Raw genomic sequence first — 17899 nt, 5'->3', positions numbered from 1 at the left:
GTCAAGGCGTGGCGCTCTTGGAGAAGTCGTACCAGGTGTTGCCGTTCGGCGTGTACCAGGAATATCCGTGCACCGTGCTGCGGGTGGCGAGCTGGTAGCCGGGATTGAACAGGAACACCCAGGGCGCCTGCTGCATGACGATCTGCTGCACCCGGGTCATCTCGGCGATCCGCTTGGTCTCGTCGGTCGAGGTGAGCGCCTGGTTGATCAGGCTGTCGACCTCGGGATCGTGGAAGTGCGAGTAGTCGATCAGGGACGCGCTGTTCAGCCACAGGTTGGCGACATAGGCCGCGTCCGGCACGATCGCCATGTCGCGGAAGAAATACATCGGCATCGTGCCCTTGGTGTAGCGCTCGACCAAGGTGGAAGCCGGCAGCTTGTCGAGCTCAACATCGACCCCGGCGCGCGCGAAGGCGGTCTTCAGGATGACCGCGACCTCCTCCTCGACCTCGTCGCCGGTCGGGTAGCCCAGGGTGGTCTTGAAGCCGTTCGGATAGCCTGCCGCCGCAAGCAGCGCCTTCGCCTTGGCGACGTCGTCGGAGTAGTTGAAATAGGCGGGCGTGTAGCCCGGGTAGATCTCGGAGATCGGGCTCTTGGTGATGCGGGCGGTGTTGAAGAAGACGCTCTTCAGGATCTCGTCGCGCGGCACCAGGTCGTTCAGGGCCTGCCGGACGCGCACATCGGTGAACGGCTTGCTGGCATTGTTCATCTCGACGCGTGCGATGTAGTTGCCGAACACCTTCCAGATGCGCACGCCAGGCATGTTCCGCAGCAGGTTGAGCTCGCGCGGTTGCAGCCATTCGGCGACATCGACGGAGCCGGCTTCGAGCGCCGCGGTCCGGTTGGAGGAATTCGGCATTTCGCGAAATACGATGCGGGCGAGGTGGGGCGTGCCGCGGTAGTAGTTCGGGTTGGCCTGGTAGATGACAGTCTGGCCCGGCGAGAACTGGGTGATGCCGTATGGGGCGAAAGAGGCGGAGTGGGTCGCGAGCCAGCGCGATCCCCACGGGTCGTCGGAGGTCACGTGCTTCTTCATCTCGGTCGCATCCAGGATGCCGAGATCGTTGTTCACCCAGAGCCGGGCCAGCAGCGGCGAGGGCTGCGGCAGCGACACGCGCACGGTGTAGTCGTCGATCTTGTGGAAGGCCTGGTCGGGGTCGGTGATCTTGAGCACCTGCGTCATGTACCAGTGGAAGGTGGCCTTCAGGTTCCAGCCGCGCTGGAAGGTCCACATGACGTCGTCTGCGGTGAGCGGATTGCCGAGGCTGCTCTTGACCCCGTGGCGCAGGTGGAAGGTGATCGAGGTGTCGTCGGGGGCGAGGTCGTAGCTTTCGGCGAGCCTGCCCTCGATCTTTCCGAAATCCTCCACCGAGATGCCGCCCGGGCCGGGCTTCATGCCGTAGGCGAGCAGGCGCTCATAGATGTTGCGCCGGGCTTCGTGCGTCGCCTCGGTGGGCGGGTATTCCTGGTCGAGGGATTCTGGGGTACGCGGCCCGGCCACGACCAGTGTGTTGAGCGGGCTCTGCGCCAGGGCCGGTGCGCCGACGCGGAGGGTCGCGCCCAGACAGAGGGAGACGGTCGCTGCAGCCAGTAGCCTGTCACGCACGAAAATTCTCCCTGCCGATTGGATGCCAGGCGGTGCAGCATGAATCGTGCCAGCGAGGGCGACCGGTCAGACCAGTCGCAGGTGAAGCTCCAGGACGAGAGGAATGCTCGCTTCGGCGCCATTCGCTCGCGTTTGCGCTTCGCTATGCCTACAAAGTAGACGAGGCAGCCCTGTCCTGGGACGCAAGTACGTGAAGGAAAGAGCCGACTGGGAACGACAACGCGGTCTGTCCGGCCAGACCAGAGTTTACGGGACGGCACTGGTCTGCTTCCTGCATCAGGGGCGGCAGCGGCTACGGCGGCGAAGACCGGGAGGAATTGGGATGGACGGCTTGGACCTCGTGCTGCGTGGCGGCACTGTCGTGACCTCCTCGGACACGACACGCTGTGATGTCGGCGTACGCGATGGACGCATCGTCGTGCTTGGCAGCGACCTGCCTGCCGGCGCCCGGGTGATCGACGCGAGCGGACTGCTGGTGCTGCCGGGCGGCATCGACAGCCATGTCCATATCGCGCAGCCAAGTGGGCCGGAGGTGGTGCAGGCCGATGATTTCCAGTCCGGCACGCTGTCGGCGGCGTTCGGCGGCAATACGACGATACTGCCATTCGCCCTGCAGCAGCGCGGGCAGGCGCTGCGCGATGCGGTGCGCGACTACCATGCCCTGGCGGACGGGCAGTGCTATGTGGATTACGGCTTCCACCTGATCGTCAGCGATCCTACCGACCAGTTGCTGGGGCAGGACCTGCCGGCGCTGGTGCAGGACGGCTACACCTCGTTCAAGGTCTTCATGACCTACGAGGATCTGCGTCTCGACGACCTGCAGATCCTGCGCGTCATGGCAGTGGCACGCGAGCAGGGTGCACTGGTGATGGTGCATGCGGAGAACTTCGACGCCATCCGGTATCTCACCGAGACGCTGGAAGCGGCCGGCAAGACCGCGCCGTTCTTCCATGGCCCGTCGCGGCCGATCGCGGTCGAGCGCGAGGCGACGCACCGGGCCATCTCGCTCGCGGAGCTGGTCGATGTCCCGATCATGATCGTGCATGTGTCCGGCCGTGACAGCATGGAGCAGATACGCTGGGCGCAGTCGCGCGGGATGCAGATCTATGGCGAGACGTGTCCGCAATATCTGGTGCTCACAGAGGCGGACATGGGACGCATCCATGGCGAGGGTGCGGAGATGGAGGGGGCGAAGTTCGTCTGCTCGCCGCCGCCGCGCGACGAGGCGAGCCAGCAGGCGTGCTGGGAAGGACTGCAGACCGGCGTGTTCCAGTTGTTCTCGTCGGATCATTGTCCGTTCCGTTTCCGCGACACGGCGGGAAAGCTCAATCTGAAGGGCCGGTCTTCGTTCCGCTGGGTGCCGAACGGCATTCCCGGGGTCGAGACGCGGCTGCCGATCCTGTTCTCGGAAGGCGTGGCGAAGGGCCGCATCAGCCTCAACCGCTTCGTGGCGCTGACCGCGACCAACCACGCGCGAATGTACGGCCTGTATCCGCGCAAAGGCACGATCGCGGTAGGCTCGGACGCCGACCTGGTGTTGTGGGACCCGGAGCGGCGGGTGACGATCAGCCAGTCGCTGATGCATCATGGTGCGGACTACACGCCGTACGAGGGGCTGGAGGTCACCGGATGGCCGGTGACGACCATCGTGCGTGGGCAGGTGGTGATCGAGGACGGCGTGCTGCGTGGCGCGCCGGGGCAGGGGAAGTTCCTGGTGCGGGGACTGTCCGAGCATGCGCGCCCGCACGCGCCGGCCGCCTTCTGAACCAACCCTCCTGCTGCAGGATCACGTCATGACTTCCGGGCTTTCCGACGCTCTCGCTCGCGCCGTCGATGGCGACCGGCAATGGGACCGGCTGATGCAGATGGCTGCCATCGGAGCCGTCGAGGGGACCGGGGTGGACCGGCCGTGCCTCGGCGAACGCGACCGGGCTGCGAGGCGGTTGCTGATCGGCTGGGCCGATGCAGCAGGCGCCACCGTGTCGGTGGATGACGCGGCCAACCTGTGGCTGCGGCGCGAGGGCACGGTGCCCGGTGCGGCGGCGGTGCTGACCGGCAGCCACATGGACAGCCAGCCGCGCGGGGGACGCTTCGACGGCATCTGGGGGGTGATCGCCGGGCTCGAGGTGATGACGGCGCTGCAGGCGCTGGATCTGCGTACGCCGCATCCGATCGAGCTGGTGGCGTGGACCAACGAGGAGGGCGGCCGGTTCGCGCCGGGCTGCATGGGCAGCATGGCGTGGTCGGGTCACACGCCGCTGGAGCGGTTCCTCGAGGTTCGCGACGCGGCCGGCATCAGTTTCGGCGCGGCGCTCGACGAGCACCTGGCCCTGGAGCAGGACCTGCCGCGTCGCCCGCTCGGCGGTGTTCCGCACGGTTATGTCGAGGCGCATATCGAGCAGGGGCCGCTGCTGGAGGCGGGCGGCCGCCGGATCGGCGTGGTCACCGGGATACAGGGCAGCCGCTGGTTCAGCGTGACGGTCATCGGCGCTTCGGCCCATGCCGGCACCGCGCCGCTCAGGCTGCGCCGGGACGCGCTGCAGGACGCGGTGCGGGCGATCGTCGCGCTGAACGAACTCACCCGCGATCCGGAGGATATCCTGCGCTTCACCGTCGGTCGCATGACGGTGTCACCGAACAGCTTGAACTCGGTGGCGGGGCAGGTCACCTTCACCATCGATCTGCGACATCCCGATGCCGGCGTACTCGGCAGGATCGGCGACGCCATCGAGGCGACCGTGCGCGGCGCCTTGAGCGGCACGACCGCGCGCGTCACCGAACTGTTCAGCGCCATGCCGGTGCGGTTCGCGGGCAATGTGGTCGATGCGGTGGAGCGGGCGGCGGCGGCGGAAGCGCTTTCACATGTGCGGATGCCGTCGGGCGCGTTCCACGACGCACAGTTCGCGGCGGGTGTTTGCCCGTCGGGCATGGTGTTCGTGCCCTGCCGCGACGGCGTGAGCCACAATGTCATCGAGTTCGCATCGCCGGCCGACCTGGCGGCGGGGGCACGCGTGTTGGCGCGAACATTGCTGTCGCTGGCCGGGGGATGACCAGCGACTTGGCACGCGCATTGCTGGTCCGACCAGTGCCTGGGCCGATTTGGCCGGCACACCTGGGAAGGGCATCACCATGGCTGGCGCCAGCGCAGACCCCGCCTATGGACTAGACTTCGGCACCGGAGCAGCCGCTCCGGATCCCGGCCTCTACAACGAGGATCTGGCACCGGTTCCCGCATCGCGGCGCGACTGGAGCTGGGTCAACATGTCCACGGTCTGGATGGGCATGGTGCACAATGTCGTTGCGTACGAGGCCGCCGCCGGATTGATGGCGCTCGGGTTGAACGCGGTGCAGTCGCTGGCCGCGGTGGCGGTCGCGTACGTGCTGCTGTTCCTGGCGATGTGGTTCAACGCGCGGCCGGGCACGCGGTACGGGGTGCCGTTCTGCGTGCTGATCCGGTCGTCGTTCGGGCCACGCGGCGCGCAGATCCCGGTCGTGCTGCGCGGCTTCTGCGCGATCTTCTGGTTCGCGGTGCAGGGCTATGCCGGCAGCATGGCGATCGATGCGGTGCTGGGCACGTTGTTCCCGGCCTGGGCGCACCTCACCACCCCGATCCTGGGCATGCCGTTGAAAGGCTGGCTGGCGGTGGCGATGTTCTGGGTCCTGCACGCCTGGATCGTCTCGCACGGCGTGCACCGGATCCGGAACTTCGAGCTGGTCGCGGGGCCGCTGGTAATCGTCGTCGGTATACTGGCGACCGCCTGGGGCCTGCATGTGGCGCACGGGCCGGGGCCGCTGTTCGACCAGCCGTCGCGGCTGCATGGCGCGCATGCGTGGCTGACCTTTGCCGTCGGCGTCACCGGCATGATCGGGATCTGGTCCACCTTTGCGGTCAATATCCCGGACCTCTCGCGCTTCGTGCGGTCCGAGCGCGACCAGGTGATCGGGCAACTCGTCGGGCTGCCGATCACCGCGGTGGTATTCACCGCCATGAGCGTGATCACCACGTCGGCGACGATCCTGAAGTTCGGCCATCCGATCTGGGATCCGGTGGCGCTGCTGCTGGCGCTGCATCAGCCGTGGGTGCTGCTGCTGGGCGGGGCCACGATCATCATCGCGACCCTTTCTGTAAACGTTGCCGCCAATATCATGCCGGCGGCGTACGACCTGGTGAACCTGATGCCGGCGCGGCTGAATTTCCGGTCGGCGTCGCTGCTTGTCCTGGGGATTGGGTTGCTGTTCGCGCCGTGGCTCTGGTTCAAGGACGCGGACAGCATCTTCAAGGTGCTCGGCGCCATCGGCGGCTTGCTCGGACCGGTCACCGGGATCATGCTGGCAGACTTCTACCTGGTGCGCCGCCAGCATCTCGCCGTTGCAGAGCTGTACACCTACTCCGGACGCTACCGTGCGACCGAGGGCTGGAATTTTACCGGCATCATTGCATTCCTGCTGGGGGGCACCGCCGCGCTGATCGGCAACGTCATCCCAGCGCTGTCGATGCTCGGCGCGTTCTCGTGGTTCATCGGCATCATCGTCGGCGCCAGCGCCTACGCGACGTTGGCCCACCTGTTAGCGGCGCCCGAACCCAACGCGAGCCGCAGGGTCGCCGGGGACGCGGCCTGATGGAGCTTAGTCGACGCTGACCCGACCGAGCTGATGATCGCGCGAAGGGGCATGGTCATGACCGGTGCAGCTGGCGAATGGGAAACTGGCTTTGGTGACGGGCTGAACCTGGCTAACATTGTTCTCGTCAGCGCTCGCGACCTCGATCCTAGCGAACAAACGCGGGTCGACGTTGGACAAATCACCCTCGTCTCGATCGGGCCAGCCTTAGAGCAACGGCTCCGACAAGCTATCGTTGGGCGGTGGATTTATATCCACCTGGGTTCGGACCCATTAGCGGGATTCCCGACAGCCGCGGTCTGTGATTCGCTCCTCGTGATGTGGAGGCGCGGATGGTGACGGAGTTCTGGCTGAGCGAGCGGCAATGGAAGCGTCTGGCGCCGCTCTTGCCGCGCAAGTCCCGGGGCGTGCCACGTGTTGATGACCGCAGGGTGATCAGCGGCATCGTGCACGTGCTGAAGTCAGGTGGTCGCTGGTCGCGTGCTACAATGACCCGAGCGCGGATTTTCGGTTTGCGATGGCCGGCGCGTATTCGGAGGTGCTGGTTCGAGAGGATGAGGGAGGGCGCATAACGGGCAGCGTCATGGTTGGGCGTGACGGCCATCGGAGCTGGCTCAATTACGTCGCCTGCTCGCACGACTCGCGCGAGATCGGCATTGGGCGACAGATGGTTTAGGCGGCGGAAGAATGGCTGCGGCAGCGCGGTGTCGTAAAAGTCCAGCTACTGGTTCGCAAATCGAAGACTAGGGTGGCCGGCTTCTACGAGCACCTCGGTTTCGAAGTTACACCACGGATTTTCATGGGGAAATGGCTATCCATGGCAATGCAGCCTAGCCCGACCTGTCGGAAGCTTGGCAAAGCAACCGCCGTGTCTGCGTCCACGAGCAATTCACCCTGCTTGGCCATCTCAAGACGCGCCAGGAGCGTGGTAGCCCAGGCCAAGCGGTGCCTAACTCAATGAGCCGGCTGCTCCTGCTCCTGCTCCTGCTCCCGCTCCGCCAAGCAGCATCGCACACGCTCGCGGGCTTCCTTGACTGAAAACAGGTCCATGGCACCGGGAAGGTAGACAGCCTCCTGCTCAAGAGGCGCTCGCGACCAATCTTCGCCGAAGAGGCGGGGATACATGCCAACACGAATTCAATGCGGTCCAGCGCCGCCTGATCGCCCTGCGCGGCATGCGCCGGCTCTGGCATGCCGCGGCCAAACACGTCTCGACCGAGCTGCTGCTGCTGATCCAGCCAACTCGCGAGCGCCCGCACATCCTGCGCAACCAGTCCAGCCATGCAGGGCAGGACGCAACGTTGGTACGGTAGTCGTAAAATAGGTCTGTCTGGATCTCCCGTCGCCCGGGGCGGGAGAGGTCTCTGGGGCGGGTTACCGGCGATTCCTTACCAACTTGACCAACTTATCGAAATTGCCTACATAGGGTTCTTGATGGAGGTTGGACATGGCAGCTCCAAAGTCTAGTTCGCGCGCTTCCAGCGGAGCCGATCAGCGGGACCGGCGGGCTGGCAAGGCGTCGACCGCGACCGCCATGCTTGTCGGTCCGGATCAGACCCTGTCCGCGGGTGCAGACGGCTTCAAGCTGACTGTTCCGAAAAATGCTTCCAGGATGCTCATCAGCCGCTCCAAGCAGGTAGGGGTGCTTCTCCAGAGCTATGGAGAAGCGATCGCCAGGAGCCGAACCGCCGGTCGACGCGTCAGCTTCCGGGTTGAGGTGGACGCTCGTGGGGCGACGGTCGTCTCGGCCGTCGAGGATGCCGTTGCCGCACGTGATCCGGCGGTGGTGGCCGCGGCTCCCGATGCCGAGCTCGAAGCGGCTCTCGCCGCGGCACGCCAGCGCGGGCGCCTTCGGGCCGCCGAGATCCTGAGCCACGACGACATGCTGAGCGCCGACGCGTTCGCCAAGACGCTCGGTACAAGCCGTGTGACCGTCAACTCGAAGCGCCAGAACGGCCAGGTTCTTGGCCTTGACGGTGCAAAGCGCGGCTATCGTTTCCCGGTCTGGCAGCTCGACACCGAAGGCAGGCCCTATACCGAACTAGTGACCCTCCACGAGTTGCTGGGCGGCCCGTGGGCGGTTTATCGGTTCCTTGTGCAGCCGCATGGCCAACTCGACGGATTGAGCGGGCGCGAGGCTCTCGAGCGTGGGAGGGCCAAGGCTGCACTGGAGGCCGCTGAAAGCATCGGGAGAGATTTGCGCTGAATGGCGGCGGTCCTCCCGTCCCGCCGCTTTGCGGAGACCGACCTTCGAATCTATAAGGTGCCCGTCGGCCAGCGCTTCAGTCGCATCTACCTGGGCCGGTATCCGGATCCCATCGGCTTCGGCAAGACGCCGAGCCGCTTCAGCGATCCAAGGCGGCGTGTCGCCGCCAGCCGGTTCGGGTTAGTATATCTGGGGGAAACGCTGAAGGTCTGTTTCCTTGAGGCGGTACTGCGGGATCAGCGCGATGGTGCCATCGGGGATCTACCGATGGAAGAGGCTGAGCTTTACGCTCGCCATTATGCGGTAATCGAGGTTGCTGCACCGCTTTGGACGGTCGATCTTCGTGATGACGGCGGCGTCGTCATGGGTGTTCCGACCGACGTCGCGAAGGCCTCAAACCAGAGGCTTGCCCGAGCTTGGTCGTTAGCCTTCCACGAGCACCCGGAGGAGCCGGACGGGATCATCTATCCGTCGAGGCTCAATGGGCACACGAACCTAGCGGTGTTCGATCGTTCCGTCGAGAAGCTGAGGGTGGTTCAGACTGGGAAGTTGATCGCTGCAACAGGACTTGCGACGGTTCTGAACGACCTGAAGGTCAGCCTCGTCGTGCCGGACCCCTGATCACGCGATATCCTTAGGGCTCGGAGATCAAGGCGGCTGATCGTGTCGCCCGAGGCTGACGGCACCAAAATCACCCACGGCAACCGATTTGCCGCGGAGGCTGGGATCATAGCTCCGCTCCCGCGAACGCGAAGACGGCCTCCATATCGACATGGATGATCTTGCCTTTCTCAAAGGAGGCGACTGCGTCGTGATTAGTTCCTACGGACGTGGGGACGGCGGATCCTTTGATAACATCAGTTGTGCGGACCTAAATCCCAGACCTTCAGCTTCCGCCTGCCTGGATCCGAATATTACGCAGCATCGATTTCGAGGGTCGAAAGGTCGATCGCTTGGATGGAGAACCATACAGCATCGGAGCTCCGCGCGGCCGCCCGTAGGACCGGCTTGATGGCCGCCAGTAAATCGTCCAGTGACCGGAACGGCGTCATGCTCTCGTCACCATCCGCAGTGCGCATAGCCAGACCAAAGCCGCTTTTAGAACTTGAGCTGCCACTACCCGCTTGGCGTATTTCATTGCCGCCGGAGGGCGTCTTCACCAGGTTGAGGTCTGTTCTCCCGTGATACAGGGGGCATGCCGTCTGCGCCTTCAGGTGCGCGGTAGCGGCTCCAGTAGCAAGCCTGCGGACACTGGAAGATGCGGGGAGCTGCGAATGGGGCTTGTGAGACAGGTCAAACGCGGCCGCCGTAGGCGCCGCCGGTGCCGGAATTTCTTCACGCTCGATGCCCTCCGGGCCAGTGCCGTCGTACGCAGCTGCAACCGCAGGTTCTGAGATCGTGTCTGCTGCAGTGACTTGATACGCCATTGGCTCCGGCTCGGGCCTTAGCGGTTGGGGCGATCTTGGCTTTGACCTCAGCTCTGCAAAGGCGATCGCAGCTGATGGTGGGGCAGGACAGCTGGCTTTTTCGACGAACGCACGCCTCATCTTTCCCAGAATTATATAGATGTTCGCAGTGCTACAACCGTATTCCGCAGCTACGGCTGCCACCTTGCGGCCTTCGACATCAACTAGGTTTAGAATACGAGACTGATCATCCTTGCTGATCCGTGCCATCGAACCCTCACAGCCTCCTGCTACACAGCCTAGAACAAAACATGAACATAAAGTAGTCGACCTACTCTGTGGGCGCCATTCAAAATTTGCTAAATTTGGTTTGGGCTAAGCGCCGTGGCGCTCGGACATACGTCCGTCGACTATCACGTCGTGCGGCCGGCAAGATGCCCGAGTTCACCGTCCTGCCAGTGGATCTGATTGGCCGACAAGAAGAGCGTCCTTATCCTGTGAACTCAAAGACGGTATCCAGTTGGCATAAGATAAATTATACGACAAGTCTAGCAGGGCGATTGACCGCCGATCGATTCCGTTGACAGGCAGGTTCCTATTCACGACCGCTCCAAGGTACTCCTTCGCCAAGTTGGTCCACCTCACCTTCCACGGGTAGCCGAACAGCATCGTGGTTAGTCTGCTGAGCGACGCGTCCAGCACGCCGACAAGCGGACACGGGCACAGGCAAGGCCGCAATCAAGTCAATCCTAGGCGGGAGAAGTCTACCCGCCGGAAACAGCTGCCTGGCTTCTCAGAAGAGTAAAAGCTGGGACTATCCTCGAATGTGGCCCGTGAAGACCGCGTGGAAAGCACGTCCCAGTTCTTGTTGTGGGTCAAGTTCTGGTAGACTTAGGTGACATTCAATATCAGGCAGCTCTAGCCACCCGCGGCCGACCAATTGGCTTCTTCCCAGCTGCCAAACGGGCCTTCTGGCGAGCCTTTGCTGCCTTTTCGCGCTCGGCCTTTAGATCATCACGGATTGAGGCGAGAGCAGCTCTAACGACCTCAGCGCGTTTATCTTCCGGTATATCATTTGCGGCGGCAAAAAATGCCTTCTTCAGATTGCCGGTCCCGCGCGGGGCACGAGTATTCTGCACAATTAAACCTTTCCTGCTTCGATGCACCTATATCGTGACTACTTCGGATCAGGCAAGTCGCGATCGGCTTTGTTGCTGAAATAATACGAAGTCGAGACCTGTATTGAATTTAGGCTCGGCTAAAATCCCCCCAATCAACAGCCAACGGCGTGGTTCTTCGAGTGCAACCCAGCCAAAAAAGAGCTCGGGCGGTTACTTTATGTCGCTGCCTTAGGTTGGCACAGCCGGCATATCGTCGAGCCTCGAGGCTTTTCCGATGGGAGGTTCAGTCGAAAATCTCGATGCTGCTATATATATTCGGCAGTGCGCGGACACCTGTGCTTCCGTCGTCATAAATTGGCGCTGCACGCTGACCTTGAGACCGAGCCCTCCCCTGCCTGCGGCACAGGAGAGCTCAATCATGGTGATGGAACCGATGGCAAGTTAGAGTTCTAGCGGCTTGGAGTCTTGCTTGGCATTCCATCTGCCGCCCTTTCGTCGAGAGGCTTGCACCCACGCGGAGTTGAGCCGGCGGCAGGTGTTCCGCTTTCTGGTGGACCAGCGGGATGATGCCGCGCCCTAATTCGATGCGTGGAGAAGCTGATGCGTGACCGTTCAGCTGACCGTGGACCAGCTTGGCGTCCAACAATTGGTCGTCCAGAGCAAGCGGCGCGCTCTGGCCAAAAGCTGCCGGTCCGGTTCGGAGGAGACGGTGGCGAAAAGCAGACGTCCACAGGGTGTTATGGTGGTTCGGTGCTGTCTACCCAAACCAGACATGGACCTTGCGGCAGGGCTTGGCTTATATTTGGTGTCGGAATGGCAGCGGACACCCTTGACCGGCTTCTGACGGCACTGGCCGTTCGGCTACACGCCTTCTCCGTCTGCGAGATCCAGCAAGGATGGCGTCTTGCCTATCCCTCCTTCGAGGCGATCACGGTCCACTACGTCCTCAAGGGTGCCGGGGCCTTCTGCGTGGGCAATGGTCCGTGGCTGCCATTCGCACCCCAGAGCGTCATTGTTGTTCCTGTTCGCCAGTCGCACGTCTTGGGTGAGGCCGGGGCGACGGCGCAGACACTCCCCGCGGGGGATCATTGTTCACTACTGGCTGACGGCTTGGTCAAGTTCACGGCCGGCGACGGCAGCCGCGATATCCTGCTGCTGTGTGGCGCCATTCCCACCGCTCACGGCAACGCCCTCGGGCTATTCGACCTGTTGCGCGAGCCGATGGTCGAGAGCTTCGCCGCGAGCGGCCTGTTGCGCCACGCCTTTGAGCTCATGCTGGCAGAGGTTGCCAACCCAGGCCTGGGCACACAGGCGATGACGGAAGTGCTGATGAAGCAGTGCCTGATCGCTTTGCTGCGCCAGCACCTGCTGCACGACGGTTCGAGCTCGCCGCTGTTCACCGCACTCCACCATCCTCGCCTCGCACGCGCCGTCCTGGCCGTCATAGAGGACCCCGCCGCGCCGCACAGCGTCGAGAACTTGGCCGCACGGGCCGGGATGAGCCGTGCTTCCTTCGCCGACCACTTCTCGCGGGCGTTCGAGCAGGGACCGATGGACTTCGTGCAGAAGACCCGCCTGCGCGTGGCCGCGCGTCTCCTCACGACCACGGACCTGCCGCTCAAGGTCGTTGCTCAGAGTGTGGGCTACGCAGGTGCGACCCCATTCTCCCGGGCGTTCCGTGGCGCATACGGGGTCGATCCCACCACCTACCGAAGCCTTGGCGACCGTGACCCGGCGCCTGGACGTTACCTGGGGCCGGCGGGTCTGACCCTCGAATACCGCGGCAATGAACCGGACGTCGTTCTGACAGCGGACCGCGACGCCTAGGCGTCCAGATCAGCCGCCCATTCGTCCAGGATCGGCCCGGTTCATGGAACACGGCCTTCGTGGAGCCTTTCGTCTGCCGCGCAACCTGTTAGCCCTCGTTCGACGCCAGGAATACGTCTTGGCGAAGCTCATCCCAATCTCTGACCGGAGGAACAATGTCAGCATATAAGGGCGATCGGCCTCCCACCCCTCTGCGCTTCACACCTTCCATGGAGGCGCCGGAGGAGAACGAGGCCGAGACCAATACCGGCCTGATCGAGCAGCTCGGCAAGATCAGCCAGACGACGTTCGAACATTCCGGCCGTGCCACCCGCAGCGTGCATGCCAAGAGCCACGGCGTAGTGCGCGGTGAGCTGACCGTGCTGGACGCCCTGCCGCCGGAGCTGGCGCAGGGCCTGTTTGCCAAGCCCGGCTGCTACACCATTGCCATGCGATTCTCGACCCTGCCAGGCGACATCCTGGACGACAGCGTTTCTACCCCGCGCGGCCTCGCGGTGAAGGTGATCGGTGTCGAAGGTCTCCGCTTGCCCGGCAGCGAAGGCGACGTCACCCAGGATTTTGTGATGGTCAATGGCCCGGCCTTCAGCGCGCCGACGGCTGCGAAATTCCTCGGCAACCTGAAGATGTTGGCCGCAACCACGGACAAGGTCGAGGGGCTCAAGAAGGTGGTCTCCGCCGTGGCGCGCGGCACCGAGTCCGTGATTGAGGCGTTCGGCGGCAAGAGCCCGACGATCACCACCATGGGCGGTCAGCCGGAGACGCACATCCTGGGCGAGACGTTCTACTCCCAGGTGCCGATCCTGTACGGCGACTACATCGCGAAGTTCTCCGTCCAGCCCATCTTCGATGTCTCGCTGCTGAAGGATACACCGATCGACGCGAATGGTCGCCCCAACGCGCTGCGAGATGCAGTGGCGGAGTACTTCGCGACCAAGGGCGGCGAGTGGGAGTTCCGCGTCCAGCTCTGCACCGACCTGGATACGATGCCGATCGAGGACGCCTCAGTCGTCTGGCCAGAGGATGCGAGCCCCTACATCCCCGTCGCGCGGCTTCAGGTCGAGCCGCAGCCTTCCTGGGACCCTGCGACAGTGGCGGCGATCGACGAGGGGCTGGCGTTCAGCCCATGGCACGGCCTGGCGGCCCATCGCCCGCTCGGTTCGGTGATGCGGGCTCGGAACACGACCTACACAAGCTCTGCGGAGTTTCGGGGCAAGCACAATGGCTGCCCGATGCACGAGCCGAGGACAGCGGCCGGCTTGAAAGGCTGAGGCATCTTAGCGTGGTGGTGGATCGGGCTGAGCTGTTCCACCACCATATCAATCCCACCAAGCGGTCCCTCAATACTCGGCCACAACGGTGGTCGTGTTCAACAAACGGGCGGCCAGGCGCGATCGGCAGCCAATCCGTCCTGGAACTGCTCGCGAGTCACCTCCGTATGTTCAGCTCCGCACACTTCAGCTTGCATCGGCGGATCAACGTCCGCTCCGGAGGCCGCCGAAGAATCGGCTGAACGGCCAGGATGAGCGCAAAGCAGCCGGGGAGAGCCGGACGGGCTAGGACCGCTTTCCACCATATGCAGACAAGCGGCTGGATCACGTAGCGAAACTCCAACCTCTGTCACCGCCGTGAGAGAGCGGTGTCCTACCAGCGGATCGACACCACCAACCGGACTAGCAGCGGCGCGATCTCGTTCAACCGGACGCGATGGTCGGGATGGCCCTTCGCAATCGCCGTGCGCGGCATGCTCGGAGCGACCGCCTCGTCGGGCTCCTGGACGATCCCGACGCCGCCCGCGGCATGGATGGCCTTTAGTCCTTCGGCCCCGTCGCTCAGTTCCCCGGTTAATATGATTCCGATCGCTTGCGCCCCATAGACCGCGGCTGCGGACCGGAAGAGGGGATCAGCGGCGGGACGGGTGAAATGCTCCCGGGGACCGCCATGCAGCCCCAAGTAACCGCGAGACGTGATCGTCGTATGCAAGCCGGGTGGCGCGATATAGAAACGCCCGCGCTCGATTCTGTCGCCCTGTTCCGCATAGGTCACGCGAAGGGGCATATCCCGACCAAGAATATGGGCCAGTTCCATTGGACTCGCGAGCGACGTGTGCAGGACGGCAACCAGCGCGGCAGGGAAATCAGCCGGGAGACCTCGCGCGATCGTCCGCAGGGCCTCGAGCCCGCCCCTCGAGGTGCCGATGACGATCAGGGTTTCCGGGGTTGCCACGCCCCCTCTACGCGCGGGAGGAGCCTGCGGATCATCGAGTTACGCGTAAGCGACTGATCCGCGCAGTCGGACGACCTCGACCCGACCCTCACACGTCGACGGTTTGCTTTGCAGGACGATCGCCGCGGGCGGCTGTCGGCAGCGCGAGCAGCGCAGCCGCTCGATCGTCTCCGCGACCGTCCGTCGACCGTGCGCCTCGAGCAGCCGCGCGACCGGAATTTCCGCCTCCGCCGCACAGTCGCGACAGGCGCAGATCAGGACCCATTCGCCATTGCGGTATTGCGATAGGGGCGTCCCGGAGGACGACCCGGAGCCGCTGCGAGATGGAGAGGTTCGCGCCCATGATGAGAACGAACATAGAACATAGAACATAGTGTCGCATTGCGGTATCCGGGACGTCGTCCGACAGGGTGACGCGCATTCAGTCGGACCAGGGAGAGCGGTGGATCAGCGTCGCGACCGCGAGGACCTGCCGCTCCCGACGGTCCGGATGACCCTCGAGGCCGGTCACGGGGTATGGGTGACGTGCGCCGCGTGCCATCGCAGCGTCCCGCTCGATTTGCCCGACCTGGTCGCCTCAGGACGCGGCGACGTCGCCTTGCGCGAACTGCCCCTCCGATGCCTCTGCGGGTCGAGGGGCGAAGACATTAGTGTCCAAGCGGGACGGGCGTATGTCGGCTCTGTGACGCACTAAGCCGCCGCGGTCGATCGTCCTATGAACGACCGACCGGGTCGAAACGCTAAAAGCGGGTTGAGACTGAAGGTGAGACGAGTATGACCAGCTACCCCGCCCTGATCCGCAAGGATGCCTCGAGCGGCGTTTACGGAGTCGAGTTCCCCGACCTCCCTGGATGCGTGACGTTGGGAACAGACCTCGACGACGCCCGCCGCATGGCGAGTGAGGCTCTTGCGCTGCACATTCAGGGGCTCGTCGAGGACGCGGACGGGGTTCCGATCCCCTCGACCCTGAAAGCTGTCGCTCAGGACCCCGAGACCGGAAACGCGGTGGCGGTCCTGATCGACGTGCCGTTGAGCGTGACGAATGCCGTCCGGATACACGTCACGCTCCCGAACGACCTGATCGCGGCGATCGACCGGGTCAGTTCCAACCGTTCTCGTTTCCTTGCGGCTGCGGCGCGTGCCGCGCTTCGGGAAGGCGCGTCCGATCCGGCAGACGCGTCCGGTTAGGACGCCTTCCGACGGCTCCGGGGTGCCTGCGCCCGAACGACCTCGACGGTCTTGGTGGGTGCCTCGATCGCCCGCGGGGTTCTGTCAGCGCTCGCGCCAGAGATGATCTGGTGGCCAGCGGAAGGCTGACGTAACGTGCTGGTGGGGGCGGCTGGCGGAATACCGGGATGAACTGCGTGTTCTGTGGGTCTGCGGCCGTGACCGAGCGGCCGGAGGTCACCGCTCGCGGCTACCGGCGGTTCCGCTGCCGCGACTGCGGGCGGCAGTTCAACGAGCGCAGCGCAGGCGCGCTGAACCGGACCTGCCTGCCTAGCGACATCATCGCCTTCGTGGTGTTCTGCCGACTGCGGTATCGGCTGACCCTGCGCGACCTCAGCGAGATCATGGCGCTGCGCGGGATCGAGGTGAGCTATGAGGCTGTTTGCGACTGGGAGACGAAGCTTCTGCCGATCATGGGCGACGTGCTGCGCAAGCGCCGGCACGGCACACGGCGTGGTCCCGGCGTCAGTTGGTTTGTCGACGAGACGTACCTGAAGGTCCGCGGTCGCTGGGCCTACCTCTATCGGGCGATCGACCGGGACGGAAACCTGGTCGATGCGATCCTTAGCGAGCACCGCGACATGAAGGCGGCGAAGGCATTCTTCCAGACGGCGCGAGCGACCATGGGATATCGTCCAGATCGGATCACAACGGACGGCCATGGATCCTACCCAAGGGCGATCCGCAGCATGCTGGGTACAACGGTCCGGCACCGGACCAGTGCCCACCTGGGTGCTAGAACGCCGCTTCCACTTTGCAGACGCGCTCGGCCTCGATCTGGTGGACCTGTTACGGGATGCGCAGCATCCGCGCGCCGGGACAAGCAAAATATGATACGAATTAACAATGTCTAGCCGCCGCACCGCGCAATCCCGTCAACCTGCCAGTCCTCCTGCCAATGCCGAGGACGGCACCGCGCATGTCCGGGCCGCCCTGGTCAAGCTGTTCGACTGGAGGGACGGCACGGGCGCGGATTGGAAGCTGATGTTGGAAAGTCTTTACCGGGCGGGCTTTAAACTGGCTGACGACCAGCTTGCCGATGATGCGCCGGGTCCATGAAGGCGCGGAAGTGCGCCTGACTGGCGGCTTTGCCGATGGATCGCCGGCCAGCGATCCATCTTCGTCCGAAACACCTTCACCGCATGCGGAGAAATCTGGATTAACATCACCGCAGCTGAAAGGGCCTCGTTAGCCGAATACCCGCACAGGAACCCGTTGTCGATCATAGAATGGATGACCTCACGGGTTATCTGGATTTGATCGTCGAGCCGACGTTTCTCGATTTTCAGCGCAATCCGGACCCCCGGCATGCCTTCCTTGCCTGCGTCGCCGTTTTCCACTCCATCGATCGGCTGCCGAACCATAAGAACCTGCGGAAACAATGGCGCGACGAATGTATCGAGTTTCTAGTCGTCGATATGTTCGCGCACCATCTGAAGCACGTCAAAAGCAGCGACGAAAGACGCGTTTCGACTAAGCCAGGCTTGCCGCTGTCGTTCCTGGTCGAGACGATGGAGATGCACAACATGTATTTCGCGGTGCGTGACGCGATCAAGTTTATCCGCCAGCAGGCCGACAAATGAAACGCGCCTAGAGCGGAATCCGATCAGTCTGGTTCATATCCGGCTGCGGTGAAGTAATTGGCGCAATCTTGTGGCGAGAA

14 protein-coding genes and 1 pseudogene are annotated in these 17899 nt (G+C 63.8%); 12 read left to right on the top strand and 3 right to left on the bottom strand.

Features of this window, described 5'->3' with window-relative positions:
- Position 1: 1 nt before the first annotated feature.
- Entirely contained in the window at positions 2-1606 is a 1605-nt protein-coding gene (locus tag FE263_RS20240) for an ABC transporter substrate-binding protein (protein WP_138327862.1), read from the bottom strand.
- 322 nt (positions 1607-1928) lie between these two features.
- Here FE263_RS20240 and hydA point away from each other — a divergent pair, with 322 nt between their 5' ends.
- The 6 genes and pseudogenes from hydA (at position 1929) to FE263_RS20205 (ending at position 9053) form a co-directional block, all read left to right on the top strand.
- On the top strand, positions 1929-3371 hold the full coding sequence (gene hydA / locus FE263_RS20235) for a dihydropyrimidinase (RefSeq protein ID WP_138327861.1): 1443 nt from the start codon (positions 1929-1931) through the stop codon (positions 3369-3371).
- A 28-nt stretch (positions 3372-3399) separates the two neighbouring features.
- Entirely contained in the window at positions 3400-4656 is a 1257-nt protein-coding gene (locus tag FE263_RS20230) for a M20 family metallo-hydrolase (RefSeq protein WP_138327860.1), read from the top strand.
- Positions 4657-4735: 79 nt separating this feature from the next.
- Positions 4736-6226: an NCS1 family nucleobase:cation symporter-1 gene (locus FE263_RS20225; protein WP_138327859.1), complete on the top strand. Its 1491-nt coding sequence runs from the start codon at positions 4736-4738 to the stop codon at positions 6224-6226.
- 332 nt (positions 6227-6558) lie between these two features.
- Positions 6559-6711: pseudogene (locus FE263_RS20220) on the top strand (transposase); the annotation flags it as partial.
- Between the two features lie 962 nt (positions 6712-7673).
- The gene (locus tag FE263_RS20210) at positions 7674-8432 is read left to right on the top strand and encodes an XRE family transcriptional regulator (RefSeq protein ID WP_138327858.1); all 759 of its coding nucleotides are present in this window, start codon (positions 7674-7676) and stop codon (positions 8430-8432) included.
- On the top strand, positions 8433-9053 hold the full coding sequence (locus FE263_RS20205) for an RES family NAD+ phosphorylase (protein WP_138327857.1): 621 nt from the start codon (positions 8433-8435) through the stop codon (positions 9051-9053).
- Between the two features lie 293 nt (positions 9054-9346).
- Here the strand turns inward: FE263_RS20205 and FE263_RS20200 are convergent, their stop codons facing one another.
- Positions 9347-10108, bottom strand: a complete 762-nt coding sequence (locus FE263_RS20200) for a hypothetical protein (protein WP_138327856.1) — start codon at positions 10106-10108, stop codon at positions 9347-9349.
- A 1664-nt stretch (positions 10109-11772) separates the two neighbouring features.
- Here FE263_RS20200 and FE263_RS20195 point away from each other — a divergent pair.
- A complete protein-coding gene (locus tag FE263_RS20195) occupies positions 11773-12786 on the top strand; it encodes an AraC family transcriptional regulator (RefSeq protein ID WP_171034252.1) in 1014 nt (337 codons plus the stop codon).
- Positions 12787-12995: 209 nt separating this feature from the next.
- Complete coding sequence (locus FE263_RS20190; RefSeq protein ID WP_240759990.1) at positions 12996-14054, top strand: catalase family protein; 1059 nt, start codon at positions 12996-12998, stop codon at positions 14052-14054.
- A 373-nt stretch (positions 14055-14427) separates the two neighbouring features.
- Here FE263_RS20190 and FE263_RS20185 read toward each other — a convergent pair whose 3' ends face one another.
- Positions 14428-15009 carry a chemotaxis protein CheB gene (locus FE263_RS20185; RefSeq protein ID WP_138327853.1) on the bottom strand — a complete coding sequence of 194 codons (582 nt, stop codon included), beginning with the start codon at positions 15007-15009 and terminating at the stop codon, positions 14428-14430.
- A 774-nt stretch (positions 15010-15783) separates the two neighbouring features.
- Here FE263_RS20185 and FE263_RS20180 point away from each other — a divergent pair.
- The 4 genes from FE263_RS20180 to FE263_RS20165 all read left to right on the top strand — a co-directional run bounded on the left by FE263_RS20180 (position 15784) and on the right by FE263_RS20165 (position 17819).
- Positions 15784-16197 (top strand): type II toxin-antitoxin system HicB family antitoxin, encoded by a 414-nt coding sequence (locus tag FE263_RS20180; RefSeq protein ID WP_138327852.1) that lies wholly within the window; start codon positions 15784-15786, stop codon positions 16195-16197.
- A 167-nt stretch (positions 16198-16364) separates the two neighbouring features.
- The gene (locus tag FE263_RS20175) at positions 16365-17090 is read left to right on the top strand and encodes an IS6 family transposase (RefSeq protein ID WP_138327851.1); all 726 of its coding nucleotides are present in this window, start codon (positions 16365-16367) and stop codon (positions 17088-17090) included.
- Positions 17083-17295 carry a hypothetical protein gene (locus tag FE263_RS20170; RefSeq protein WP_138327850.1) on the top strand — a complete coding sequence of 71 codons (213 nt, stop codon included), beginning with the start codon at positions 17083-17085 and terminating at the stop codon, positions 17293-17295. Before FE263_RS20175 ends, FE263_RS20170 begins: the two co-directional genes overlap by 8 nt.
- 170 nt (positions 17296-17465) lie before the next feature.
- Positions 17466-17819 (top strand): hypothetical protein, encoded by a 354-nt coding sequence (locus FE263_RS20165; protein WP_138327849.1) that lies wholly within the window; start codon positions 17466-17468, stop codon positions 17817-17819.
- Positions 17820-17899: the final 80 nt, after the last annotated feature.

The organism is Lichenicoccus roseus (genome assembly GCF_005844085.1).
In the GTDB taxonomy this organism is placed as follows: domain Bacteria; phylum Pseudomonadota; class Alphaproteobacteria; order Acetobacterales; family Acetobacteraceae; genus Lichenicoccus; species Lichenicoccus roseus.
Note: the sequence above shows the minus strand (reverse complement) of the source record. Positions and strands in the feature narration are given on the sequence as shown.